This window comes from Streptomyces sp. NPDC054883, from assembly GCF_053610645.1.
The window spans coordinates 1-23,488 of record NZ_JBSGYT010000028.1 but is presented as its reverse complement, the minus strand read 5'-3'; the positions used below and the strand labels follow the sequence as shown (position 1 = coordinate 23,488).

The 23,488-nt window shown below is 73.6% G+C and carries 30 protein-coding genes; 21 read left to right on the top strand and 9 right to left on the bottom strand.

Annotated elements, in window-relative coordinates; genetic code table 11:
* Positions 1-75: 75 nt before the first annotated feature.
* Both ACWGH1_RS21135 and ACWGH1_RS21130 read right to left on the bottom strand, forming a co-directional pair.
* On the bottom strand, positions 76-879 hold the full coding sequence (locus ACWGH1_RS21135) for a CehA/McbA family metallohydrolase (RefSeq protein ID WP_453355408.1): 804 nt from the start codon (positions 877-879) through the stop codon (positions 76-78).
* A gap of 363 nt (positions 880-1,242) precedes the next feature.
* Entirely contained in the window at positions 1,243-2,034 is a 792-nt protein-coding gene (locus tag ACWGH1_RS21130) for an SDR family NAD(P)-dependent oxidoreductase (protein WP_453356987.1), read from the bottom strand.
* Between the two features lie 140 nt (positions 2,035-2,174).
* Between ACWGH1_RS21130 and ACWGH1_RS21125 the strand changes: the two genes are divergently transcribed.
* A complete protein-coding gene (locus tag ACWGH1_RS21125) occupies positions 2,175-2,747 on the top strand; it encodes a TetR/AcrR family transcriptional regulator (RefSeq protein WP_453356988.1) in 573 nt (190 codons plus the stop codon).
* 18 nt (positions 2,748-2,765) lie between these two features.
* Here the strand turns inward: ACWGH1_RS21125 and ACWGH1_RS21120 are convergent, their stop codons facing one another.
* The gene (locus ACWGH1_RS21120; protein WP_453356989.1) at positions 2,766-3,707 is read right to left on the bottom strand and encodes a hypothetical protein; all 942 of its coding nucleotides are present in this window, start codon (positions 3,705-3,707) and stop codon (positions 2,766-2,768) included.
* Positions 3,708-3,914: 207 nt separating this feature from the next.
* Between ACWGH1_RS21120 and ACWGH1_RS21115 the strand changes: the two genes are divergently transcribed.
* From ACWGH1_RS21115 to ACWGH1_RS21105, 3 genes are read left to right on the top strand one after another with little or no spacing between them, the layout of a single operon-like run.
* Positions 3,915-5,105, top strand: coding sequence for a lycopene cyclase family protein (locus tag ACWGH1_RS21115; protein WP_453408901.1), 1,191 nt, complete (start codon positions 3,915-3,917; stop codon positions 5,103-5,105).
* A gap of 42 nt (positions 5,106-5,147) precedes the next feature.
* Entirely contained in the window at positions 5,148-5,897 is a 750-nt protein-coding gene (locus tag ACWGH1_RS21110) for a class I SAM-dependent methyltransferase (protein ID WP_453356385.1), read from the top strand.
* Positions 5,894-7,447 carry an FAD-dependent oxidoreductase gene (locus ACWGH1_RS21105; RefSeq protein ID WP_453356384.1) on the top strand — a complete coding sequence of 518 codons (1,554 nt, stop codon included), beginning with the start codon at positions 5,894-5,896 and terminating at the stop codon, positions 7,445-7,447. Before ACWGH1_RS21110 ends, ACWGH1_RS21105 begins: the two co-directional genes overlap by 4 nt.
* A 19-nt stretch (positions 7,448-7,466) precedes the next feature.
* Here ACWGH1_RS21105 and ACWGH1_RS21100 read toward each other — a convergent pair whose 3' ends face one another.
* Genes ACWGH1_RS21100 through ACWGH1_RS21085 form a run of 4 tightly spaced genes read right to left on the bottom strand, consistent with a single transcriptional unit; the run spans position 7,467 to position 12,158 of the window.
* Entirely contained in the window at positions 7,467-8,477 is a 1,011-nt protein-coding gene (locus ACWGH1_RS21100) for a DUF5914 domain-containing protein (protein WP_453356383.1), read from the bottom strand.
* Positions 8,474-9,496 (bottom strand): phytoene/squalene synthase family protein, encoded by a 1,023-nt coding sequence (locus ACWGH1_RS21095; protein WP_453408900.1) that lies wholly within the window; start codon positions 9,494-9,496, stop codon positions 8,474-8,476. Before ACWGH1_RS21095 ends, ACWGH1_RS21100 begins: the two co-directional genes overlap by 4 nt.
* Positions 9,493-11,022, bottom strand: coding sequence for a phytoene desaturase family protein (gene crtI, locus ACWGH1_RS21090; RefSeq protein WP_453408899.1), 1,530 nt, complete (start codon positions 11,020-11,022; stop codon positions 9,493-9,495). The genes ACWGH1_RS21095 and crtI overlap by 4 nt, the downstream gene beginning before the upstream one ends.
* Positions 11,019-12,158, bottom strand: coding sequence for a polyprenyl synthetase family protein (locus tag ACWGH1_RS21085; protein WP_453357552.1), 1,140 nt, complete (start codon positions 12,156-12,158; stop codon positions 11,019-11,021). The genes crtI and ACWGH1_RS21085 overlap by 4 nt, the downstream gene beginning before the upstream one ends.
* Positions 12,159-12,496: 338 nt before the next feature.
* Here ACWGH1_RS21085 and ACWGH1_RS21080 point away from each other — a divergent pair, with 338 nt between their 5' ends.
* The 4 genes from ACWGH1_RS21080 (at position 12,497) to ACWGH1_RS21065 (ending at position 15,043) form a co-directional block, all read left to right on the top strand.
* Positions 12,497-13,126 carry a DNA polymerase ligase N-terminal domain-containing protein gene (locus ACWGH1_RS21080; protein ID WP_453357201.1) on the top strand — a complete coding sequence of 210 codons (630 nt, stop codon included), beginning with the start codon at positions 12,497-12,499 and terminating at the stop codon, positions 13,124-13,126.
* 243 nt (positions 13,127-13,369) lie between these two features.
* Positions 13,370-13,792: a CBS domain-containing protein gene (locus ACWGH1_RS21075; protein ID WP_453408898.1), complete on the top strand. Its 423-nt coding sequence runs from the start codon at positions 13,370-13,372 to the stop codon at positions 13,790-13,792.
* Between the two features lie 130 nt (positions 13,793-13,922).
* Entirely contained in the window at positions 13,923-14,750 is an 828-nt protein-coding gene (locus tag ACWGH1_RS21070; RefSeq protein ID WP_453357199.1) for a helix-turn-helix domain-containing protein, read from the top strand.
* A 170-nt stretch (positions 14,751-14,920) separates the two neighbouring features.
* A complete protein-coding gene (locus tag ACWGH1_RS21065) occupies positions 14,921-15,043 on the top strand; it encodes a hypothetical protein (protein WP_453357200.1) in 123 nt (40 codons plus the stop codon).
* 340 nt (positions 15,044-15,383) lie between these two features.
* On the opposite strand, the gene ACWGH1_RS21060 is transcribed toward ACWGH1_RS21065, so the two are convergent.
* Entirely contained in the window at positions 15,384-16,163 is a 780-nt protein-coding gene (locus ACWGH1_RS21060) for a maleate cis-trans isomerase family protein (RefSeq protein ID WP_453357539.1), read from the bottom strand.
* Positions 16,164-16,352: 189 nt separating this feature from the next.
* On the opposite strand from ACWGH1_RS21060, the gene ACWGH1_RS21055 reads away from it, so the two are divergent.
* The 12 genes from ACWGH1_RS21055 to ACWGH1_RS21000 all read left to right on the top strand — a co-directional run bounded on the left by ACWGH1_RS21055 (position 16,353) and on the right by ACWGH1_RS21000 (position 22,341).
* Positions 16,353-16,661: a putative quinol monooxygenase gene (locus ACWGH1_RS21055; RefSeq protein WP_453408897.1), complete on the top strand. Its 309-nt coding sequence runs from the start codon at positions 16,353-16,355 to the stop codon at positions 16,659-16,661.
* A 213-nt stretch (positions 16,662-16,874) separates the two neighbouring features.
* Complete coding sequence (gene gvpO / locus ACWGH1_RS21050; protein ID WP_453357537.1) at positions 16,875-17,186, top strand: gas vesicle protein GvpO; 312 nt, start codon at positions 16,875-16,877, stop codon at positions 17,184-17,186.
* A 48-nt stretch (positions 17,187-17,234) separates the two neighbouring features.
* Positions 17,235-17,666, top strand: a complete 432-nt coding sequence (locus ACWGH1_RS21045; RefSeq protein ID WP_453408896.1) for a gas vesicle structural protein GvpA — start codon at positions 17,235-17,237, stop codon at positions 17,664-17,666.
* Complete coding sequence (locus ACWGH1_RS21040) at positions 17,663-18,382, top strand: GvpL/GvpF family gas vesicle protein (RefSeq protein ID WP_453357149.1); 720 nt, start codon at positions 17,663-17,665, stop codon at positions 18,380-18,382. Before ACWGH1_RS21045 ends, ACWGH1_RS21040 begins: the two co-directional genes overlap by 4 nt.
* 5 nt (positions 18,383-18,387) lie before the next feature.
* Positions 18,388-18,624, top strand: a complete 237-nt coding sequence (locus tag ACWGH1_RS21035) for a gas vesicle protein GvpG (protein ID WP_453357150.1) — start codon at positions 18,388-18,390, stop codon at positions 18,622-18,624.
* Between the two features lie 8 nt (positions 18,625-18,632).
* Positions 18,633-19,241, top strand: a complete 609-nt coding sequence (locus ACWGH1_RS21030) for a DNA primase (RefSeq protein WP_453357151.1) — start codon at positions 18,633-18,635, stop codon at positions 19,239-19,241.
* The gene (locus ACWGH1_RS21025) at positions 19,234-20,346 is read left to right on the top strand and encodes an SRPBCC family protein (protein WP_453408895.1); all 1,113 of its coding nucleotides are present in this window, start codon (positions 19,234-19,236) and stop codon (positions 20,344-20,346) included. Before ACWGH1_RS21030 ends, ACWGH1_RS21025 begins: the two co-directional genes overlap by 8 nt.
* The gene (locus ACWGH1_RS21020; RefSeq protein WP_453357477.1) at positions 20,343-20,663 is read left to right on the top strand and encodes a gas vesicle protein; all 321 of its coding nucleotides are present in this window, start codon (positions 20,343-20,345) and stop codon (positions 20,661-20,663) included. The genes ACWGH1_RS21025 and ACWGH1_RS21020 overlap by 4 nt, the downstream gene beginning before the upstream one ends.
* The gene (locus ACWGH1_RS21015) at positions 20,660-21,469 is read left to right on the top strand and encodes a GvpL/GvpF family gas vesicle protein (protein WP_453357478.1); all 810 of its coding nucleotides are present in this window, start codon (positions 20,660-20,662) and stop codon (positions 21,467-21,469) included. The genes ACWGH1_RS21020 and ACWGH1_RS21015 overlap by 4 nt, the downstream gene beginning before the upstream one ends.
* On the top strand, positions 21,466-21,651 hold the full coding sequence (locus ACWGH1_RS21010; protein ID WP_453357479.1) for a gas vesicle protein: 186 nt from the start codon (positions 21,466-21,468) through the stop codon (positions 21,649-21,651). Before ACWGH1_RS21015 ends, ACWGH1_RS21010 begins: the two co-directional genes overlap by 4 nt.
* Positions 21,648-21,920 (top strand): gas vesicle protein K, encoded by a 273-nt coding sequence (locus ACWGH1_RS21005; RefSeq protein ID WP_453357480.1) that lies wholly within the window; start codon positions 21,648-21,650, stop codon positions 21,918-21,920. Before ACWGH1_RS21010 ends, ACWGH1_RS21005 begins: the two co-directional genes overlap by 4 nt.
* Positions 21,921-21,963: 43 nt before the next feature.
* Positions 21,964-22,341, top strand: coding sequence for a hypothetical protein (locus tag ACWGH1_RS21000; protein WP_453408894.1), 378 nt, complete (start codon positions 21,964-21,966; stop codon positions 22,339-22,341).
* Positions 22,342-22,431: 90 nt separating this feature from the next.
* Here the strand turns inward: ACWGH1_RS21000 and ACWGH1_RS20995 are convergent, their stop codons facing one another.
* Positions 22,432-23,082: a CatB-related O-acetyltransferase gene (locus tag ACWGH1_RS20995; RefSeq protein ID WP_453357815.1), complete on the bottom strand. Its 651-nt coding sequence runs from the start codon at positions 23,080-23,082 to the stop codon at positions 22,432-22,434.
* Between the two features lie 177 nt (positions 23,083-23,259).
* Here ACWGH1_RS20995 and ACWGH1_RS20990 point away from each other — a divergent pair, with 177 nt between their 5' ends.
* Positions 23,260-23,421, top strand: a complete 162-nt coding sequence (locus ACWGH1_RS20990) for a hydrophobic protein (RefSeq protein ID WP_451525876.1) — start codon at positions 23,260-23,262, stop codon at positions 23,419-23,421.
* The last annotated feature ends 67 nt before the right edge of the window (positions 23,422-23,488 follow it).

Below are 23,488 nucleotides of genomic sequence, written 5' to 3'. Positions count from 1 at the left end.
GTCCAGCGTGGTGGAGGCGGGCTTGGGCCGGCACACCTCGGCCCGGGCGAACAGCGAGGCCTTGCCCCGGCCGCGTCAGCGCAGTTGCCCCCTGCCGCTGCCGTCGATGCAGGTGGCGGCCATGATGCCCCACTCCGTGTACAGCGTGGCGATGCCGTCCGGGGCGCCCGTCACGTCCAAGGTCACGTCGACGGTGTCGAAGAAGGACAGCGGCAGTTCCTCGCCGGGTCCCGCGACCGCCGCGCCGGTGCGGGCGGTGAAGTCGACCGTCACGGCCGCGGATTCGACGGCGTACGAGCGGCCCAGGCGCAGCGCGTCCAGCACGGCGGGCGTGGACAGGGCGGCCGCACGCACCACGTTGTGGGGCCGGCCGACGGCGTCGGCGGGGCTGTGCGCGTCGCTGTTGCCCACGGCGGCGATCCGCTTGCCGAGGCACAGCATGACGTGCCAGGCGGCGATGTTGGCCGCGTCGTCCAGGGTCCACGGCCCGTTCCACACCTCCACCGCGTCCACCCGGTCGAGGCCGAACTCCCAGAAGCATCCGGCGGCCGGAATGAACGGATGGGCGGCGATCGTGAGTCCACCCAGACTGTGCACGCGCCGGGTGTGGCTCCCGAACGCCCCCTGGTCCGCGGGACCGTAGCGCCAGTCCACCCATTCGCCCTGCGGCAGGCCGACGGCCAGCCAGTGCCCGTGGTGGGTGGTGACCTCCTCGGCGTTGATGACCAGCAGGTCGGCCGGGACGTTGCCGTGCCACGTCACCCCGGTCGAGCTGGTGTTGTGGTCGGAGGTAGCGATGAAGTGCAGCCCCTGGCGGGCGGCCGCGACGATCTCGTCCACCGTGCGCTTGCCCTCGGAGTGCACGCTGTGCAGGTGCAGGTCGCCCCGTTACCAGCCGGGTCCGCGGCCCGGTGGGGCCGAAGATGCATGTTCACTCGGCACAGCGGTGCTCTCCGTTCACATGAGGTGGCATGGAAGCGGCGCGGATGTGCGGGAGCCCACGGGCGAGGAGGTACGGGAACGTGTGGGGACAAGGGGAGGCGGGCGCCGGTCCCGCCCGGCGCGCGGGACCGGCGTCCGCCTAGTGCTGTGGCCGGAAAGGTCCACCGGGTCGCGGCGCCCGGCGCTGCACCTCGCCGCGTTGTCGGACCACGGAAGTACGTCCAGTACGAGCCGCGGCCCTCCGCCTTGCGATGCACCGCACCGAACACCGCAACCCGGCGAACCTTCCCGGCCACAGCACTAGCGGCGTGAGCGCTGGGCGTCGACGATCTGTCGCACGGAGCCGTCGATGTCCGTCCGGGCCTGGATCCGCTCGGCGAACCCGGGGAACTGCCCGGCGATGGCGCTCAGCAGCCGCAGCTCCAGCGGCGCAACGTTGACCTCGCACCGGTCGTGGCGGACGGCTCGTACGACGCCGTCGGCGACCTGGCCCGGCGTGACGGTCCTGATGCCGTTCGGCGGGGTGGCGCCGGTGGCCGCGAACATCCCGGCGTCGCGGACGAAGCCGGGCTGTACGAGGGACACTCCGACCCCCGTGCCCCTGAGTTCCTGGCGCAGGGCAAGGGCGAACCCGCGCAGCCCGAACTTCGTCGCGTTGTAGAGGGAGGTCGACTTGGTCGCCGCCTTGCCGGAGATGGAGCCGACCAGCACGATGTGGCCGCGGCCGCGGGCCACCATGTGCGCCGCGAGCAGCCGGGACAGCAGGACGGGGGCGCGCAGGTTGACGTCCAGCGCACGGTCGAGCTGCTCCTCGGTGTAGTCCAGGAGTTCGCCGCTGGCGGGCAGGGCGGCGTTGGCGACGAGTACGTCCGCCTCGGCGCACGCCTCGGCGAGGCGGACGACGTCGGCCCGGACGGCGAGGTCGGCGACCACGGTGCGGGCGCCCCAGGCGTCGGCGGCGGCCTTGAGCGCTTCCTCCCGGCGCCCGCTGACGGTGAGCCGGGCCCCCTGGGCGGTCAGGCGCGCGGCCAGTGCGGAGCCGATGCCTCCGGTGGCCCCGGTGAGCAGAACGTTCGATCCCGATATCTCCACGACGACTCCCGTGCGGCGGACCCCTGTTGTTCGTTCGAACGAACAGTAGGCACTGCCTCATCGGCTGTCCACACCCCTGACGCGTCAACTCCCCATCCCCGCGCGGGTACTCGTGTCAGCCGATGGGGCAGAATGCCGGCATGCCCCATGCTTCCGACACCCGCCAGAGCATCATCGACGCCGTGCTGCGGATCATCGGGCAGGACGGCATCGCCGCCGTCACCAACCGGCGGATCGCCAAGGAGGCCGGCGTCTCCCTCGGTTCCGTCACCTACCACTTCGCCACCCAGTACGAGCTGCTGCGCGAAAGCCTGCTGCACTTCGTGGCCGAGGAGACCCGGCACTTCACGGAGCTCGCCGACGCCTGCACCGACGAGCGCTTCGACATCGGGCAGGCGGCCGAGGTGGTGGCACGGGTCGCGGGCGGCAACGCCTTCGACAGCCGCCACATCGCGCCCTTCGAGCTGTACGTCCAGGCCGGCCGGGACGAGCGGCTGCGCGCCGCCGCGGCGGAGTGCTTCGCCGCCTACGACCTGCTGGCCACCCGGATCCTGACCCAGCTCGGCGTGCCGGACCCCGAACGCCTGGCCGGCGTGGCCGTCGCCCTGGTCTTCGGGCAGCAACTCCGCCGCCTGGCCACCGGCGCCCCGGCCGAGGACCTCGTCGACACCCTGCTGATCCTCACGAAGTTCACCCCGCCGCCGACCCAGTAGCCCCCGGCGACCGCAGGCTCAAGCGGGCCCCGGCGCCGGGCCGTCGGCGGGGGCGGTCCGGGGGCCGGTCGCGGTGTGCAGGCTGCGCTCCGCCAGGATCAGGGACCGCTCGCGGACGCAGTCGGCGTGCACGACGACCTCGCCGGGATCGAGGCGGTCGATCGCGCTCTGCACGGCCGCCAGGGCGGGCTCGTACCGTCCCAGCCTGCGCAGCGCCCCCGCCTTGCGGAACAGCGCCTCCGGCCCCAGCAGGCCCTGCGCGAAGGCGGGGCTCTCCAGCAGCTCCAGCATCAGCGAGGCTTGGCCGGGGAGGTTCTCGCCGAGCCACAGTCCGTGCAGCAGCGCGTGGACCACCTTGTCCTCGTCGCCCGCCCTCGCCACCACCTCCGCCATGACCTCCAGCCCCTCCGTCCGCGAGCGCCCGAGCAGGGCGAAGGCGTGCAGGGCGTCGGTGTACGGGTCCGCGCGCTCGCGTCCGGCCGGCGGTCCGGCGAAGAACTCCTCGATGGCGGCGCAGCGGAAATCGTAGCGAAGCGTCGTCAGGAAGCAGTGCCACAGGCCCCGCCCGAACGCCGTGCCCGGATCCAGCGAGGTCACGTACGCCTCGTCCAGGAACAGCAGGGCACTGGCTCCCTCGGCCCGCGCCCGCCACGCCAGGTCGCCCGTCACCCGGGCGGATTCGCGCCACGTCGCCCCTCCCCGCGCGAGCCATACGGCGGCCTCCCGCGTCCAGTCCCGGCCCGAGCCGATCTCCTCGGCGACCCGGGCGCGCACCATCACCCAGCCGCGCTCCCGCAGGCCGTCCGCGCCCTGCCCCAACGCGCACTCCACGGCGTCGGCCGCCCTCGGCAGCCGCCACAACCCGCCCGCCGCCCGCTCCGACGCCGCCGTCCACCTCGGCGGCAGCGCACCGATCGCCGCCCCCGCCGCTTCGAGTCCCCGATGCCGCTCCACGTCCACCAGCCGCCCTCCTGACCCCGCCGCACCCCGGCGCGCGTATCCCGTCACCCACGGTGATACCCGAGCCCCGGCCCGGGTCGGGCCGCGGCACGCAGAGCGGCTCCGCAGGAGGCCATACGGGCGAGCCGGTGCATCCGCGACGGCCGCACTCGGGGAAGGGAAGCAGGGCAGCGGTCACTGTGGAGCGGAGCGAAAGGGGTGGGGCGGTTGGGCCGGGACGCGGACGTGGTGATCATCGGGGCGGGAGCCGCCGGACTGAGCCTCGCCCTGCGCCTGACCGCCCCCGGCGGCTGGGCCACCGGTCCGCCCTCCGTGGCCGTCCTGGAGGCGGGCGCCGGTCCGCTGCGCGCGCCGGACCGGACGTGGTGCTTCTGGGAGGAAGGACCGGGTGAACACGACCCGCTGCTCACCGGCCAGTGGGACCGGCTGCGGGTGACCGGCGGAGACGGCCGCCCCGCCGACGCGGATCTCGGCCCGTGGCGGTACAAGATGCTGCGCTCCCCGCAGTTCGAGGCCGCCGCGGGCCGGACGCTGGCGGCCCGGGGCTGCCGGCGCCGCCGGCTGGACGTCGAGTCGGTACGGGACCGCCCGGGCGGCGCGGAGGTACGGGGGTACGACGCGGACGGGCGTCCGCAGACGTACCGTGCCCGGTGGGCCTTCGACTCGCGCCCCCTGTGCCCCCTCCCACCCTTCCGCACCGCACTGCTCCAGCACTTCAAGGGCTGGTTCGTCCGGACCCCGGCTCCGGCGTTCGATCCGTCCTGCGCCCACCTGATGGACTTCCGCACGCCGCAGCCGGAGCCGGGCCTGTCCTTCGGCTACGTGCTGCCCTTCAGCCGTACCGAAGCCCTGGTGGAGTACACGCAGTTCTCGCCGAACGTGCTGCCCAAGCCGGCCTACGACAGGGAACTGCTGGCCTACTGCCGCGACGTCCTCGGTCTGCGCGCCTTCACCGTCAGCGGCACCGAATCCGGCGTCATCCCCATGACCGACTCCCGCTATCCGCGCAGCCGCGGCCGCTCCATCGTCCCCATCGGAGCGGCCGGCGGCGCGACCCGGCCCTCGACGGGCTACACGTTCGCGGCGATCCAGCGCCAGACGCGGGCCATCGACGCCGCGCTGCGTCACGGCCGCGACCCGGCCGTCCCCCGCCCGTACCGGGCCCGCCCGCTGGCCATGGACGCGGTGCTGCTGCGCGCCCTCGCGACCGGCCGGATGGACGGGGCACGCTTCTTCGCCGACCTCTTCCGGACCGTGCCGGCCGACCGGCTGCTGCGGTTCCTGGACGGTACGACGGCCTGGTGGGAGGACTTCCTGCTCGGCCTGCGCACCCCCGTGGCCCCCATGCTCCTGTCCCTGCTGGAACTGCCCCTGCTACCACGGCGGACCCACTCCTGACCCGCCGAGGACGCTCCCGCGGCCGCCCCCTGGAAGGAACCCATGCCACTCACGCACCCCGTACCCCTGCTGCGCGACGACGATCTGTCCGCCGCCTTCGACCGTGCCGCGTCGACCTACGATCTGCTGGTCGGCGCCCATCCCGGCTACCACAGCCAACTGCGCCGCTCCGCCCGCCGGCTCGGTGTCCGGTCGCTGCCCCACGGCAGCCGGCTGCTCGACCTGGGCTGCGGAACGGGCGCCTCGACCGCCGCGCTGCTCGCAGCGGGTGCCCAGGGGTGCGAGATCACGGCGGTCGACGCCTCGGCGGGCATGCTGGAGCGGGCCGCGGCGAAGCGGTGGCCGCCGAACGTCTCCTTCGTCCACGCACCCGCGGACCGGTTGCCCGCCGCCGGAGCGGGCGGCCCCTTCGACGCGGTCTTCGCCGCGTACCTCTTCCGCAACGTCACCGACACCGACGGCGCGTTGGCGGCGGTCCTCGCGGCCCTGGCCCCGGGCGGCCGGATCGCCGTACACGAATACACGCTCAGCGGCCGCGCGGTGCACCGGGCCGCCTGGAGCGCGGTGTGCCGGGCAGTGGTGCTGCCGCTGGGCCGGGCGACGGGGGACGCGGCCCTGTACGAGCACCTGTGGCGCAGCGTCGTCGCCTTCGACACGGCCCCGCGGTTCGCGGACCGGATGCGCCGCGCGGGTTTCACCGGTGTACGCATCCTGCCGCTCGCCGGGTGGCAGGGGGGCATCACCCACACGTTCGTGGCGCGGGCCCCGGGGCGCGGGGGGCCGGCGGAATGACCTCCAGAGGCCGGCAGCGCCGCTTTCCGGGCAGGGACCGGCGGGCGCACGAGGTACCGGGGCGGCCGGGCCGGGAGCGGATCGCCGGACCCGCGCCGCACGTCGCGGTGGTGGGCGGCGGCATCGCGGGGCTGGCCGCCGCGGTGCTGCTGGCGGAGCGCGGCGTCGCGGTGACCGTGTTCGAGCGGGAGAACGGACTCGGCGGGCGACTGGCCGGGTGGCCGGTCCGGCTCGGTGACGGTTCGCGGGCCACGATGAGCCGAGGTTTCCACGCGTTCTTCCGTCAGTACTACAACCTGCGCGCGCTGCTCGGGCGTACGGATCCGGGCCTGCACGGACTCGTGGGGCTGCCCGACTACCCGCTCCGGCACAGCGGCGGCGGCGAGGACGGCTTCGCCCGGGTACCGCGCACGCCTCCCCTCAGTGCGCTGGGCTTCGTCGCCCGCAGTCCCTCCTTCGGCTGGCGCGACCTGACCCGGATGGACCCGCGCGCCGCGCTGCCGCTGCTGGACGTGGCCGTGCCCGAGGTCTACCGGCGGCTCGACGGGGTGAGCGCCGCCGAGTTCCTGGCCGCGATCCGGTTCCCGGAGGCCGCGCACCACCTCGCGTTCGAGGTGTTCTCGCGCAGCTTCTTCGCCGACCCGGCGCGGCTGTCGGCGGCCGAGCTGGTGCTGATGTTCCACATCTACTTCCTCGGTTCCAGCGAGGGCCTGCTCTTCGACGTACCGCGCGAGCCGTTCCCGCAGGCCTTGTGGGAGCCGCTGGGCCGTCACCTGGCCGCGCTGGGTGCCGACGTGCGCCCGGCGACCGCCGTGGAAGAGGTCCGCCCCGCAGGGCCGGACGGCCACGAGGTGCGGGCGGCGGGCCGCGACGAACGCTTCGACGCGGTCGTGCTCGCCATGGACGTCCCGGGTCTGCGGCGGGTCGTGGCGGCCTCGCCCGGTCTCGGCGACGAACAGTGGCGCGCGGACATCGCCGGGCTGCGCACCGCCCCGCCGTTCCTCGTCTCGCGATGGTGGCTGGACCGGCCGGTACGGCCGCGGCGCCCGGGCTTCCTCGGGACGAGCGGTTACGGGGACCTGGACAACGTCAGCGTCCTCGACCGCTGGGAAGGAGAAGCGCACCGGTGGGCGCTGCGTACCGGCGGCTCGGTCGTGGAACTGCACGCGTACGCCGTGGACCCGGCGCAGGAACGCGCGGAGGTGGAGCAACGGCTCGTGGAGCAGCTGCACACGGTGTACCCGGAGACCCGCGGGGCCGGGACGGTCGGCGTCCGGCACGAATGGCACGAGGACTGCCCGTTGTTCGAGACCGGCGGCTATGCCTCCCGTCCCGGGGTGCGCACTCCCGATCCGCGGCTGGTGGTGGCGGGCGACGTGGTCCGTACGGGATTGCCGGTGGCGCTGATGGAGCGGGCTGCCACGAGCGGGTTCCTGGCCGCCAACGCCCTGCTGGAGCAGTGGGGGGTACGGGGCGAGACGCTGTGGACGGTGCCGGCCCGCGGGCGCTCCGCGACGATGCGGTCCTTGGCCCGGCTGGGCCGGGCCTGAGGCAGCGCACCCCCGGGCGTCAGCCGGGGAAGCGGCCGGTGCTGCGCAGCTGCCATCTGCGTTCGGCGTACGCCAGGTCGTCCTTCCAGAGCCGGCCCGCCGCCTGGCGCATGAGCGGCCGCAGCAGCGCCGCACCGGCCCGGGCGACGGCGAAGCCGGGGCGCTCGGAGGCCGCGATGACGGCCTCCGTCACCCTGGTCCTGGGCCGGCCGTCCCGCCCCGGCCCCAGTGGGGTCGCATGGGTTTCCACCACGGAGCCCCGCCCTTCGCCCTCGGTGATGCGCATGACGACGGTACGGGGCCCGGGGGCGGTGAACTCGGCGGTGACGGGGATGACGACCCGGCCGGCGAGGCGGAAGGACACCCGGACGACCAGGGCCTCGTCCGGTGCCGACGACGGGCCCGGCGCGTCCAGCACCCGGAGGTCGACGAATGAGTAGGGGTGGAACCAGGCCCCGTGCCAGGGGTCGAGACGGTTGGCGACGATGTCCTCGGGCTCGCAGGTCCCGGTGGCCTCGTAGACGGCGGCCACCGCGCGGGCCGGGCCGGGCCGCCGGGGTACGGCGGGCCGGGGCGTGGGCTCCTCCCCGCCGTGCGCATCGAGCCGGATCCAGCACAGGACGCCGTCGTCGTGCGCCGGATAGCCGGTCCAGCCCGCGACCGGGCCACCGTCCAGAGCCATTCCGTGCCAGTGGCAGACGAGTGTCCCGCAGTGGACCCGCGCCCGTGCCAACGGGGCCCCCAGGTGGGGGCAGATCCCGGACCCGGCCGCCAGCCGCCCCTGTCCGTCGCGCCACGCCACGATCTCCTCGCCGGCCACGGCGAAGCCGTGCGGCCTGCCCGGCCCGATGCCGGACGAGGCACCCAGCACGTACCAGTTGCCCGACGGGCGGGCGAGCGCGCGCTCCAATGACGCTCCGATGGTCCGAGGCGAGGCGGCGCGCCAGGTGGGTTCCTGCCGCTCCCAGGGGACGGGCGCCCGGCGCAGGCTGAGCGGGTAGCGGTTGCGGCGGGTGCGTTTCGGGCTCACCGGGCTGTCTCCGTCACGTTCTCCGGCAGGTTCTGCGGCGTCGGCACGGCCGTGGCCGCGGGCCGGGCGGGCTGCTGCGGGCGGCCGCCGGAGCGGCGCCGCCGGGCGGCGACGGCCCGTACCAGGCCCCGCCCCGCGACGGCCGCCCGGCGCCGCCGGGGGACCGCCGAGCGGCGGTGGACGGAGGCGTACCCGTCGCGGGCGACGGCGTCGAGGATGTCGCCGTACAGCACGAAGGCGGTGCGGATACAGGGCCGGCTCGTGGGGTGCAGCAGGCCGATGCCGGGTTCGGCCCGCGCGTAGACGCTCCTGGTGTGCGCGGCCGCGGCCTTGAGCGCCTCGGTGATCCGCGGGTCGCCGCGCCCCGTGCCGCGGCTCCACAGCAGCAGGTCGCGGTCCACGCCGTGTGCGCCGAGGAGGTCCAGCGGCAGATAGACGCGGCCGCGGTCGAGGTCTTCGCCGACGTCCCGGATGAAGTTGGTCAGCTGGAACGCCTCGCCGAGAGCGGCGGCGTACGGCGCGGCCTCGTCCTGGGGGCCGACCGTGCCGAGGACGGGGAGCATCTGCAGACCGATGACGGCGGCCGAGCCGTGCATGTAGTCGCACAGGTGCCGCATCGTCGGATAGTGGGTGACGCTGAGGTCGCTGCGCATGGAGGTCAGGAAGTCGGTGAAGTGGGCGGCCGGAATGCGGTAGCGCAACGCGGTGTCCGCCAGCGCGCGGACGACGGGGTCCTCGCTGCCGCCGCCGCCCAGTACCGTCGTGAGTGAGGCGGTGAGGTCTCCCAGGAGCCGCGAGCGCTGCCCTTCGGTGGCGTCGCCGAGGTCGTCGACGATGTCGTCCGCCCAGCGGGCGAAGCCGTAGAGGGCGTGGACGGCCGGGCGGCGGTCGGCGGGCAGGAGGCGCGTGGCGAGGAAGTACGTCTTGCCGTGGCGGGCGTTGAGACGGCGGCAGGCGGCGTACGCGGCGCGCAGGGCCGGCTCGGTGATGCCGGCCGCGTCGAGTTCCCGTCGGGTCACGCCGGAGCTCCGTTCTCGGTGGACCGGCCGCGGGGGAGCGGACGTCGGGTTTCCGCCGTGATGCGGGCGGCGGCGAGCTTCCCGGAGATGAGGACCGTGGGGACGCCGACACCGGGTGTCGTGCCGCAGCCGGCGATGACGGCGTTGGAGGTGCCCCGCACGAGGTTGCGCGGGCGGAACGGGCCGGTCTGGGCGAAGGTGTGCGCGGCGGAGAAAGGGGTGCCGGCGGCGTGGCCCTGCGCGGTCCAGTCGGCCGGGGTGACCAGGGCCTCCTCTTCGACGGCGGCTTCGAGACCGCTGAGTCCCCGGCGTTCGAGTACGGCGAGCAGGTCCCGGCGGTAACGGGGTCCGAGTGCCGCCCACTGGCCGGCCGACGGACCGATGTCGGTGTTCGGGCAGGGCGCCAGCACGTACAGGCTGTGCCGCCCGGCCGGGGCCAGGTGGGGGTCGGTGGCGGTGGGCCGGGTGACGAGGAGGGAAGGGTCGCTCATCAGCCGCCCGGTCCGCGTCAACTCGTGAAAGGTTTCCTTCCACTTCCGGCCGAAGAAGATCGAGTGGTGGGCGAGCCCGGGCCAGCTGCGGTCGGTGCCCAGGTGCAGGACCACGGCCGAGGGGGAGTGCCGCAGCCGCACGGGCCGCCGCGGTGACGAGCCGAGGAGCCGGTACGTGACCGGCAGGTCGGGCGTGAGGACGACGGCGTCGCAGGCGATGCGCTGCCGGTCGGTGACGACGGCGGTGATCCGCTCGCCGCGCCGCTCCAGCCGCCTCACCTCCTGCCCGTAGAGCAGGGTGGCGCCCGCGCCGGCGGCGGAGGCGGCCATGGCACGCGGCAGGGCGTGCATGCCGCCGGTGGGGAAGTAGACACCGGCGATGGTGTCCATGTAGGCGATGACCGCGTAGGCGGCCAGCGCGCGGGCCGGCGGGACACCCGCGTACAGGGCCTGGAAGGAGAAGACCCTGCGCAGCCGCTCGTCCTTGACGAAGCGTCCGATGGCGGGGTCCAGGCGGCCGAAGCCGCCCAGCGCTGCCAGGCGGGCGAGGTCCGGGTGCAGCAGTTGCCGGGGCGAATCGAAGTTCGTGTCGATGAACCGCTTCATCTGGGCCCGGTAGAGGTCCTGGAGCCAGCTGCGCAGGCGCCGGTACCCGAGCGCCTCACGGCTCCCGGCGAACCGCTCGATCTCCGCTTCCATGGCCTCGGCCCCGGTGTGCACGTCCAGCGAGCTGCCGTCGGCGAAGGAGGCGCGGTAGGCGGGATGCAGGGGTGTGAGTTCCAGCCGGTCGCCGAGCGTGTCGCCGACGGCCGCGAAAGCCTCTTCCAGCAGGTGGGGCATGGTCAGGACGGTCGGGCCGGTATCGAAGCGGAAGCCGCCCTTCGCCAGGAGACCGGCCCTGCCCCCAGGCACCGGGGCGCGCTCCACCAGGGTTACCCGCCGCCCCGCGCCCAGCAGGTGCAGGGCGGCGGCGAGCCCCGCGAGGCCGGCGCCCACGACCACCACGTGGTCCGTACGTCCGGTGACCGTCCTCATCGGCCACCTCCGGTGCACCGGGCCGCGGCGGCCGGGGACGGGGGCAGCGGGCGGGGACCCCGGTCCTGCTGCGGACCGGGGGACGCGACTTCCCGCAGGAGTCGTACGAGGGTGAGCGCGGCCGGCCCGTGCAGCTCCGCCCGGGCCACGTGGCGCTCCGCGGTGGCGGCCAGCCGCCGGATCCGCCGTTCGACGCGCTCGACCGCGCCCGTGCGCCGAAGCACCTCCCTGACCTCGGCCAGGTCGGCTTCGGTGAGCGACCGGTCGCCCAGGGACCGGTCGAGGAGGTGCGGCGCACGCGGGTCCGGGCCGGCGGCGGCGAGGGACCGGGCCAGTGCCACCAGGTAGGTGTTCTTGCCCGCCCGGATGTCGTCGCCCGCCGGCTTCCCGGTCACCTGCGGATCGCCGAACACCCCGAGCAGGTCGTCGCGGAGCTGGAAGGCGACCCCGGCGCAGCGCCCGGCGGCGCCCAGCGCCGCCACCGTGGCGGCGCCCGCCCCGGCGATGGCGGCGCCCAGGACCATCGGCCGCTCCACGGTGTACCGGGCCGTCTTGAGACAGGCGGTGCGCAGGGCCAGCACGGTGGAACGGGCGCCGGTGGCCTGGGTGTGCAGGTCCAGGTACTGTCCGGCCACCATCTCGGTACGCATGAGCCGCCATATCTCCAGCACCGTGTCCCGTGCCGCATCCGGCAGAGCGGCCGCGGCCACGAGGTCGTCGGCCCATACGAGGGCCAGGTCCCCGGCGAGGACGGCGGCGGAGGCGGCGAAGGCTCCGGGGTCCTCGCATCCGTCGGCGTACCGCGCTTCGAGCTGTGCGTGGAAGGACGGGCCGCCCCGGCGGAGCGCGGACCGGTCCATCACGTCGTCGTGGACGAGGGCGCACGTCTGGATCAGCTCCAGGGCTGCGGCGACGCGCAGCAGGGCCGGTGTCAGGGCCTCGCCGGCCCCACAGGCGCGGGCGGCCCACCAGAGGAACCTCGACCGGTTGCGGCGCCCGCCCCGCAGGGTGAAGGCGACGAGGCGGTCCGCCACGTCGGAGGCGAAGACGGAGTCGAGCGCGCGTGCCCTGACCCGCAGATCGTCCAGGACGGCTGCCAGCTCCTGGTGCACCGCCGCGGGCACGTCTGCGTCCACCCGCGCGCACCTGGAGCCGGTCGACCCGGCCCGGGCCACGGTGTGGGCCTGTTCGAGAACGGCCTTCGGAATCAATTGCGGTCCTCCGTCGGATGGGCGACTGCGCTCTCGGTGGTTCGGCGGCCGGGGAACCTTCGGATGCACCCACCCGCACCGAATCCTGTCCCCGCGGCGGTGACCCACCTCTGTCCTTCCCCGCCCGGCGCGTGCCGGACGTCGCTTCCCCCCGGACGGCCCAAGCCACGACCGGCGGCGATGCCCCCGCCCATGGGCGGGGGCATCGCGGGTACGGGCCCGGTAGCGGAAGTGGAGACGCGGGCGGAACGCCGGAGGTGACCATGACCCCCAAGGGCCGACTCGCGGAATACGCGCGACGGCGTGACTTCTCGAAGACCGCGGAGCCCAGCGGCGGGGGCGACGCTGCCGCGCCCCGTCAGCCGCACCTACGGCCGTGTTTCGTGGTGCAGATCCACGACGCCACCGCCCTGCACTTCGACTTCCGGCTGGAGGTGGACGGCGTACTGAAGTCCTGGGCGGTGCCCAAGGGGCCCTCCGGCGACCCGCACGACAAGCGACTGGCCATGCCCACCGAGGACCATCCGCTCGCGTACCGGGAGTTCGAAGGCGTCATCGCCGAGGGCGAGTACGGCGCGGGCAGCGTGATCATCTGGGACGAGGGCACCTACCGCAACCTCTCGGCCCGCAAGGACGGGAGGGAGATCCCGTTCGCCCAGGCGCTCGCAGCAGGCCACGCCTCCTTCTGGCTGGACGGCCACAAGCTGCACGGGGGCTACGCCCTCACCCGCTTCCGGACCTCCGGCAGTGGCGGGCGCGAGGCATGGCTGCTGGTCAAGCGCGCCGACGGGCGCGCCTCGGCGAAAGGACCGCCCGATCCCAGACGGGCCCGCTCCACGCGCTCCGGCCGCACCTTGCGGCAGACGGCCGCAGCGGCCGGCGGACAGCCGTGAGGAGCCTGCGGCCGGCTGCCCCGGGCCGCGGCAGGCGGTCCGTGACAGGCGGTCCGTGACGGGCCTCGTCGGCCGGCGCCCCGTGCGGCCGGTCGCTGAGGGCGTCCGCCGCCGGCTCATACGCCACGACGGGTGACGTGCGCCGGATGAGCGCCCCGGAAGCGCCGCAGGCCCACCGGGGCGTACCGCTCGCCAGGAAGGGTAGGCGCCGGGCAGCAGCCGCTTCAAGCAGCGGGAGGAGCCATGACCCGACGAGTCCACGAGGTGATGACCGGGAAGCCGGTGACCGTCGAAAAACTCACCTCCCTGGCAGAGGCCGCGCGCGTGATGCGGGACGCCGACATCGGGGACGTCCTGGTCGTCGACGGTGGTCGGCTGCACGGCATCCTGACCGACCGGGACCTCGTCATCCGCGCCATGGCCGAGGACCGGGATCCCGCCGAGACGACGGTGCAGGCGGTCTGCAGCACCGAACCGGTCACCATCAAGCCCGACGACGGCGTCGACCGGGCCAGCGACCTCATGCGTCGGCACGCGCTGCGGCGCTTGCCCGTGCAGACGGCGGACGGGGAACTCGTGGGGGTCGTCACCCTGGGCGATCTCGAAGTGGAACGCGACCCCGGGTCGGCCCTCGCCGCGATCTCGGCCGCGGAGCCCGACACCTGAGCGCTGCGCCGGCGGACCCGACGCCGCGGCCCCCTCCATAGGCCCTCCATAGGATGCTGGGGTATCGCGGGGGAGGGGGAGGCGTATGCCGGGGGGCGCAAGGACGGGCCGGGCCGGTCCGGGGGTCGAGATGACGAGGGTGGGCGCCCGGTGGCGGGTGACCCGCCCCTGGCCGCAGCGATTGCGGCCGGTCCTGCACAGCTACGCCGGCTACTGGGAGGCGACGGCCTCCCCCTACCGGGTGCGGCTGGTCCCCACGGGCCGGGCCGTCGTGGTGATCAGCCTCGGCGAACCGTTCGCGCACATCCGCAGACTGGACGGCACGCCTCCCGACAGCCAGGTGACCGGCTCGCTGGTGGCCGGTCTGGAGGACGGACCCCGGGTCTGTGACCATCCCGGGGGTCAGGAGGCCATTCGGCTCGAGCTGACCCCACTGGGCGCCTACCGGCTGTTCGCCGTGCCGATGAGCGAGCTGACCAACAGGGTGGTCCAGCTCGGTGACGTCCTCGGACCCGAGGCCGGAGCGCTGGTGGAGCAACTGGCGGCCACCGGCGACTGGGGAGCCCGCTTCGACCTGCTGGACCTCGCGTTGACGGCCCGGCTCGAACGCGGACCCCGCCCCGCGCCCGAGGTGGGCCATGCCTGGCGACTGCTGTCCCGGGCCGGCGGAGCGGTCCCGGTGGGCCGGATCGCGGCCGAAGTGGGCTGGAGCCAGAGCTACCTGGTGCGCCGCTTCACCGAACAGGTGGGCCTGACGCCCAAGACCTCCGCCCGGGTACTGCGTTTCCACCGGGCCATGAGGCTGCTCACGCGTGAGGGCGCGCACCTCACGGAGGCGACAGCCGCCTGCGGTTTCTACGACCAGGCGCATCTGAACCGAGAGTTCCGCGCCCTGGCCGGCACCACGCCCGGCAGGGTGGCGACGGCCCGAGTGGCGGAGGGAGCCCTCGCGCTCTGAGGCCGAGGTCAGATTTGTCCAAGCCAGGCCGTCGGCACGTCGATAGTGTCGCCGTTCGTAGTCGATCAGGCACCTGCGCACCTGGACTGCCTCCGCCGGACGAAGCCGTCTTCGACCGGCGGCCGAGGCGGCCCGGGCGACGGTGAACCTGGCTCGGAGGGGAGTACTCGATGGAAGACCTGCTGCGCATCCTCGTGGCCGGCGCGCTCTCGGGCGCCTTGATCGGTCTGGCGGGGGCCCTCGGCCGACGCCGGCGCAGCCGCCGGGAGAGCGGTGACCCGGACGCCCGCTGATGTCATGCGGAGCCGCCCCGGCGGCAGGCCGAGGTGCTCGAACCGCTGAGGGGCCGTGGCGGACGCCGCGGCGCGGGTGGGGCGGGGGCGGGGCGCGCAGGCCGATGTCCAGCCCCGGAGCGGCTCAAGCAGGGGATCCACGAGCTGCCCTCCGCCGTACCGCTGAGCCGGTGGCTCGTCCAAGGTCGTCTGCAACATCCGCACCGAGCACTCGGGCGACGCCACCTGGGTCTCCGACGGCACCGACCCGATTCACCGACGCCAAGCCGAAGCTACCCGGCCTTCGACGTCGTGACCACCGAGCGACCCCCGCCCCGAGGGCCGGGACCGGCGGTGCCGATCATCCGTCGGCGGTGCGCGAGAACAACTGCCCGTACCCCTCGATTCCGGCCGCTGAGCTCCCGGCGGCCCGGAGCGCGGCCCACAGCAGTACTTGGTTGGCCGTCAGTACGGGGAGCTGCAGGGTCCGTTCCATGTTCTCCACTGCCCCCACGGCGCGGAATCCGTTGCCGCCGACGACCACGGCCTCCGCGCCGGACGGCACGTGTCCGGCGATCCAGTCGTGCAGTTCGGCGGGCCGGATCAGCCGCTGCCCGCTGGGGAGCGAACAGGGCGCGGCGTACACCACCGCGAAGCCCGCGGCCTCGTAGTACGACCGGCCGAGGCCGTTCAGTTCGGCGCTGAACCACGGCGGGTCGACCAGGGCGATGCGGCCGGCCCCCAGGGCGTGCAGCGCCCGCGTCGTGGCGGAGCAGGTGCCGACCACCGGCAGGCCGCGCGCCCGCGCGGACAGCCGGTCCAGCATCCCCGCCTCGGCTTCGGCTCCGGTCACGTACGCCGAGCTGGTGAAGGCGAACGCCAGCACGTCGACGGGCGCTTCGGCCAGCAGCGCCGCCGCCTCGTCCACGTGGGGAGGCTCGGCGAAGGCCCGTACCGGGGCGAGCGGGATCGTGCGGTCCATGGCACCGCCCGACCGCATCGCGCCGAAGGGGACCCGCGCCGCGTGGACACCGACGTCGCCGGGGGCCATGGCGCGCAGCTCTGACTCCGGTCCCACATCGGCATGCGGGGTGAGCACCCCGATGCGCACCCGTGCGTCCCAGCCGTCGGGTCGGTACACGCCCTCTTCCTCCTCCGCGTCCGGGGCAGCATGGTTCGTCCGGCCCATCTTCCGCCTCTCCCCCGCCATCCTCGTGGAATCGCCGCGCCGCCGGGCGTGTGAGCCGGGGGCGCCGCGGGCGCCGGTGTCTGCTGGCGGCAGGAAGGGCCCCAGCCCCGGGGCCGCCACGCTCCAGGAGGCACCGGAACCATGAAGTTCGCACAGATCATCGACTTCGAGACCGAGCGCATCGACGAGGTACGCGACCTCATGCGCGCCTACGAGGAGCAAGTCCGCTCGGCGGGCCGGACCAGCACCCCGGCCGCCCGCACCCTGCTCCGGGACCGGGCCAATCCCAACCGCTACCTCGCCGTGGTCCAGTTCGAGTCCCACGAGGACGCGATGGCCAACAGCAACGCGCCCGAGACGAGCGAGCTGGCCCAGCGGCTTTCGGGACTGATGACCAGGCCGCCGGTCTACACCGACTGCGACATCGCGGAGCACCGGACGACGGGCTGACCGCGCCCGTACCCGGCCGGGACCCGGCCGGGATCCGGCCCGGCCGCGGCGGGTCTCGCGCCGCCCTCGCGAGGTTTTCCGCCGGGCGGACCCGCGTCGCCGCCCCCTTTGGACTCCCTGCCGTAGGACCGTGCCACGGCGCGCCTTCACCGGACGGGACGCACCGCACCGTTTGAGGCCGGGTCAGTTGGTCATACGCGGCAGGAGGAAGTCATGGCCAACACATCTGACAACGACACACAGAAGAAGGCGGACGAGAGGAAGCCCCCGCGCCCGGCAGCGGTGATCCTTTCGGCGATGCAGCAGCTGTCCCAGCTGCTCGGCCTGCCGGCAGAGGCGGTGAGCTCCTGTGAGCGCGCCGAGGACGGCACCTGGAAGCTGAAGGTCGAGATCGTCGAACTGCCCCGCGTCCCGGACACGATGACGCTGCTCGCCTCGTACGACGTGGAAGTCGACGGCGACGGCGAGCTCATCGGCTACCGCCGTACCCGCCGCTACGAAAGGGGTCGTGCGGACCGCCGCTGACCCGGCGGAAGCTCCCGGCCCTGCCCGACAGAAAGGGAACCGGAAACTATGACTGTCGTTCCTGCCCAGCCCGCGCCCGCCGCCTCGGGCGGCGGCTCCAGCGGCCTGTACGACGTACTCGAACTCATCCTGGACCGCGGCCTGGTCATCGACGCGTTCGTACGGGTCTCCCTGGTCGGCATCGAGATCCTCAAGATCGACATACGTGTGGTCGTGGCCAGCGTGGACACCTACCTGCGCTTCGCCGAGGCCTGCAACCGACTCGACCTGGAAGCCGGCCCCCGCAAGAGCCCCGGCCTGCCCGACCTCGTCGGTGAGATGACCGAATCCGGGGCGCGGGGCAAGACCAAGGGCGCCTTGAGCGGCGCCGCGCAGACCATCTCCGACGCCTTCAGCCAGGCGCGCGAAGAGAGTTCCGAAGAGAAGAGCGAGAGCCGGCCGCGCCGCCGCACCACCACCCGCCGGGAGGAGAAGGAATGAGCACCTACGTCTACGGCATCACGCGCGCCTCGCAGCAGCTGCCCGACAGCATCGAGGGGATAGGCGATCCGCCGCTGCCGGTCCGAACCGTCAAGGCCGGAGAACTGGTCGCCCTGGTCAGCGACGCTCCCACGGAGCTGAAGGCCAAGCGCCGCGACCTGCTCGCCCACCAGCGGGTGGTGATCCAGGCGCAGGTCGGCGGGCCCGTCCTGCCGCTGCGCTTCGGCGGCGTCTCTCCCGACGACGAGGCCGTGGGCGCGATCCTCAACGAGCACCACGACGCCTACCTGGCCCGACTGGGCGTCCTGACCGGCCGGGACGAGTACAACGTCAAGGCCAATCACCACGAGGAAGCGGTCCTGTACGCCGTACTCGCGGCCGACCCCGAACTCCGCGCCCGGCACGAGGCCAACCGCGCGGCCGGGGGCGGCACCCACGAGCAGAAGCTGGCCTTCGGTGAACTCGTCGCCCGGGCCGTCTCGGAGCGCGAGCGCGCGGACGCCGCCCTGATCGAGCAGACCCTCGTGCCCCTCGCCGAAGGCGTGCGCCGGGGCCCCGAGAGCACGGGCTGGCTCGCCAACTACTCGTTCCTCGTCGACCGCGAGCGCCGGGAGGACTTCCTGGCCGCCGTCCGCGGCCTGTACGAGCAGCACGAACACCTCCAGGTGCAGGCGACCGGACCGCTGCCCCCGTACAGCTTCGCCGAGGCGGACTGAGCGCCGTGGGGCTGCTCAAGGAAGTACTGCTGCTCCCTGCCGCGCCGCTGCGCGGGACCGGCTGGGTCCTGCGCCAGGTCGTCGCGGAAGCGGAGCGGCAGTACTACGACCCCGCCGTCGTCCAGCGCGAGCTCGCCGAGCTCGTCGCGGCTTTCGAGGCGGGCCGCATGGACGAGTCCGAATTCGACCGCCGGGAGGACGAACTCCTGGCCCGACTTGAAACCAGGATGCGACCCCAATGAACAACCGCATGGCAATGGGAGTGGCGCTGGGCGCCGGCTACGTGCTCGGCCGCACGAAGAAGGCCAAACTCGCCTTCGGCCTGACGACTCTGGTGCTAGGCCGCAAACTCGCCCCGGACGGAGCGTCGGTCGCTTCCTTCATCGGCAGCCGCCTGGGAGACAGCCCGCAGCTCAAGGAGATACGCGAGCAGTTGCGCACGGACCTGCGCGGGGTCGGATCGGCGGCCGCGAGCGCCCTGGTCGACCGCCGGCTGGAGGCGGTGGCCGACCGGCTCCACGACCGCACGCTGGGGGTGCAGGACCGCCTCGCGGGCCTGACCGGCCGCGACGACGAGGACGGCGACCGGGCGGCTGAGGAGGCCGACGGGGACGGCGAGCGCGGCAAGGCCCGGGCGGCCGACGAGGGGGACGAGGAAGCTACCGGTGAGCGGCCGGCGCGAAAGCGACCTGCCCGCAAGCAGGCAGCCTCCCGCACCGGCAACCGGCGGGCCTCCTCCGCTACGGCCAAGAGCCCGGACAGGACGAAGCGCAGGAGCACCGACGCCGACAAGCCGCCTGCCCGGCGAGCCGCGAAGAGGTCCGCCGGCCACGGCCAGGGAGGTGACGGCGATGCCTGAGACCGCACTGGCACGACTCAAGGACAGCCCCGCCGCCGACCGGGCCAAGCAGGAACTGGAGGCCTACCTGCTGGCCCAGGCCGAGCGCCTGCTGACGGGCGCCGGACGGGCCATGGGCCGTTCCACCGCCCACCTGAACGCACTGGCCGACGGCAGCAGCCCCGGTCTGAAGGCACTCGCACTCGACGGCGCCCGCCGGATCGGCAAGGGGCGCGGGCCCCTTCGGGCGGTCGTCGAAGCCGGGGCGAAGCAGGCCAAGGACAAGGCCGCCGACGCCCTGCGCGACCGGCTGGGCAGGCAGGGCGGCAAGCCCGGCCGTGGCCGCCCCACCGTCATCCTCGAATCGGTGGACGTCGGCGTGCCCGTCAGGGACGCCTACAACCAGTGGACCCGGTACCGCGACTTCCCGGAGTTCGCGCGCGCCGTCACCAGCGCCGAAGCCACCGACGAGACCACCAGCGACTGGAACGCCAAGATCTTCTGGTCCCGCCGCAGCTGGACGGCTCACGTCACCGAGCAGGTGCCCGACGAGCGCATCGCCTGGACCTCCGAGGGAGCCAAGGGCACCACCCGCGGCGTGGTCACCTTCCACGAACTGGCGGCCGGCCTCACCCGTGTCCTGCTGGTCATCGAGTACCACCCGCAGGGCCTCGTGGAGAAGACCGCCAATCTCTGGCGCGCACAGGGCCGACGGGTCCGCCTAGACCTGAAGAACTACGCCCGCTACCTCACCGTCAACGGCGGCCGGCCGGACGGCTGGCGCGGCGAGATCCGCGAGGGCGAACTCGTCGAGGACCACCAGGAGCCCGAGGACCAACAGGACCACGAGGAGCCAGACGAGATCGACGCGGAGGACACGACCGACCCCGACGACGACGAAGCCGCGGCGCCGGAGGCCGATGAGGCGGACGACGCCTACGACGACGCCTACGAGGACGAGGAAGAGCCGGGCGCCTACGAGGACGACGAGGGCTACGAGGACGAAGCCGGCGCCCCCGACGACGACCGGGTGGAAGCGGACGAGGAATCCGGCCCCGGCCCCGCGGACGACGAGCCGGAAGCCGCCCGGCCGCGCGGCCGCCGGGAAGACCGACGGCGCGCATGACCATGCCCTCCGGCCTGCCCCGGCCCTACGACGACAACTCCAGTGCCAACCTCGCCGACATCCTCGAACGGGTCCTCGACAAGGGCGTGGTCATCGCCGGCGACATCCGCATCAACCTCCTCGACATCGAACTGCTCACCATCAAGCTGCGCCTGGTGGTCGCATCGGTGGAGCGGGCCAAGGAGATGGGGATCGACTGGTGGGAACAGGACCCCGCCCTCTCCTCCAAGGCCCGGCACCGCGAACTGGGCAGGGAGAACGAGGAACTGCGCCGGCGCGTCGCCGAGCTGGAGGCGCGCCAGGAGGAACTCCCGTGACCGACGAACTGCTGCTCTACGTCTACACCGTGCTGCGGAGCGCGACACCGCCGTCCGCGCCCCTGGCGCTCGACCCTCAGGCCCGTCTGGGCCACGGGCTCGAGCTGGTCGAGCACCAGGGGCTCACGGCAGTCGTAGAACCCGTGGATGCGGCCCACTTCGACGAGGAGCCGCTGCGCGCCCACCTGGAGGACCTGGACTGGCTCGCCGACGTGGCCCGGGCCCACCACGACGTGGTCGCCCACGTCGGCCGCCAGACCACCACTGTCCCCCTCCGGCTCGCGACCCTCTGCCGGGGCCGCCACGGAGTCCGGCGGATGCTGGACGACGCCCACCGGACCATCGGCGAAGCCCTGGAACGGGTGAAGGACGCGGAGGAATGGGGCGTCAAGCTCTACGCGCAGGCCACACCCGCCGCCTCCCCGGCCGCCGACCCGGACACGACGGGCGCCTCCGCCGCCTCCGGCCGCGACTACCTCCGACGCCGCCTGGCCACCCGCCGCGACCAGGCCGACCGTACGGGCCGGGCCCGGCGAACGGCCGAAGCCCTCCACGAACGGCTCAGTCACGAGGCGTCAGGCGCCGTCCTCCATCCGCCCCAGCAACAGCAGCTCTCCCAAGCGCCCGGACAGAACGTCCTCAACGCCGCCTACCTCGTTCGCACCGCGCGCCGGCAGGCCTTTCTCGACGAGGTCCCGGCGGCCGACGACCTGCCGCCCGGCGTCCGGGTGGAAGTCACCGGCCCCTGGGTGCCCTACTCCTTCACCCAGACCAACGCGCCCGCCCCGTCGGCCGAGCCCGCATGATCGGAGATCAGGAAGTCGCCCTCGTAGACCTCCTCGACCGCCTGCTGGCGGGCGGTGTGGTCCTCGCCGGCGACATCACCCTGCGGATCGCCGACATCGACCTGGTGCGCATCGACCTCAAAGCCCTGATCAGCTCGGTGAACGACACCGTGCCCGCCCCCTGGGGGGAAGGAGCGTCATGAGCCGTCCGCAGCGGGTGGACCTCGACCCCGACACCGTCGAACGCGACCTCGCCCGCCTCGTCCTGACCATCATCGAACTGCTGCGGCAGCTGATGGAGCGCCAAGCCCTGCGCCGGGTCGAGAGCGGAACTCTCACCGAGGACCAGGAGGAGCGGCTCGGCCTGACCCTGATGCTCCTCGAAGACCGGATGGAACTCCTGCGCAGCCGCTTCGGACTCCGCCCCGAAGACCTCAACATCGACCTCGGGCCGTTGGGGAAGCTCCTGTGAAGGCGCGGGGTTTACCGCACGGGCTTTCGGTCACACGCGGGACATGACTGAATCGGAGAAGTCCACCAACAACAGTTCCACAGACCGCAGTTCGTCCAACGGAACCAAGAGCAGGTCCCGGGCCGGCAGCGCCGCGCGGGAGGGCGCGAAGGCGGCCTCCGGCACGGCGAGCGGCGCCGCGGGCGCTTTCACGGCTCTCCCCGCCCCGCTGGCGGAGAAGACCGCGGCCGCGGCGCAGGCGCTCCGCGGGACCGTCGGCCGGGCCGGCTGGGTCTGGACCGCGCTCCGGGCCCGCAAGGCCCTCGCGGCCGGCGCCGCCACCGCCGGCGCGGCCGCCGTGACCACCGCCTACACCCTGGGCCGCCGTACGGCGCTGCGCCGCAGCGGCCCGCTCACGAGGCTCACCGGCGGCCGCATCTGACCTCCGGCAGCGTGGAAATGCGTGCACCCGCACGCCGAGCCCCGTGCCACCGCCGAGCTGGTGGACCGGCCTGGGCACGGGGCGCCTTGCCTACCCTTCCGGCGCCTTCGGGGCGGCGGCTTCCAGGTCGGCGATGCTGCCCGCCATGATCGTCCGGACGTGTGCGGTGATGTGCTCCGCGGGCCAGTCCCACCAGGCCACCGCGAGCAGGCGGGCGATCTCGTCCTCGCCGTACCGGGCACGGATACGGCGGGCCGGATTGCCGCCGACGACCGCGTAGTCGGGCACGTCGGCCGTGACCACGGCTCCGGTGCCGATGATCGCGCCGTGGCCGATCCGTACGCCGGGCATGACCGTCGTACCGTGGCCGAACCACACGTCGTTGCCGACGACGGTGTCCCCCCGGTCCGGCAGTCCGGTGAGCAGGTCGAAGTGGTCGGACCACGAGCCGCCCATGGTGGGGAAGGGGAAGGTCGAGGGACCGTCCATCCGGTGGTTGGCTCCGTTCATGATGAACCGCACTCCCGTGCCCAGCGCGCAGAACTTGCCGATGATCAGCCTTTCCGGCCCGTAGTGGTAGAGCACGTTGCGCGTTTCGAACGCGGTCGGATCGTCCGGGTCGTCGTAGTAGGAGTACTCCCCGACCTCGATCAGCGAGGACTTCACCAGCGGCCTGAGCAGCACCACCCGGGGCTGCTCGGGCATGGGATGGAGAACCTTCGGGTCCGCAGGCACGGGCATGGCGGGTATTTCCTTCGGATCGCGTGTCGATATCCGCTCCATCATCGCGGTACCGGCCGTGCCGGGGCACCGATCGCGGCCGGATCTCCTGCCCGCCTGCCGGGATAAGAAACAAATAAAAATCGAATGCATGCGGGCGGAGCGGCCGGGCAGAAGGCGCTTCGGAGGTTGATAACTATGGTTCCCCTGCTTCTCGTTCTTCTGCTCGCCCTGATCCTCTTCGGTGCCGGTTTCGCGGTGAAGATCCTCTGGTGGATCGCCATCGCCGTTCTGGTCCTGTGGCTGATCGGTTTCGTCGCTCGTCCGAAGGGGGGCAGCGGCCGCTGGTATCGGTGGTAGTCGCACCGCGACAGGGCGGTACCCACACGCAGGGCGGTGGCCTGCCGCGCCCCTCTTCCGAAGAGGG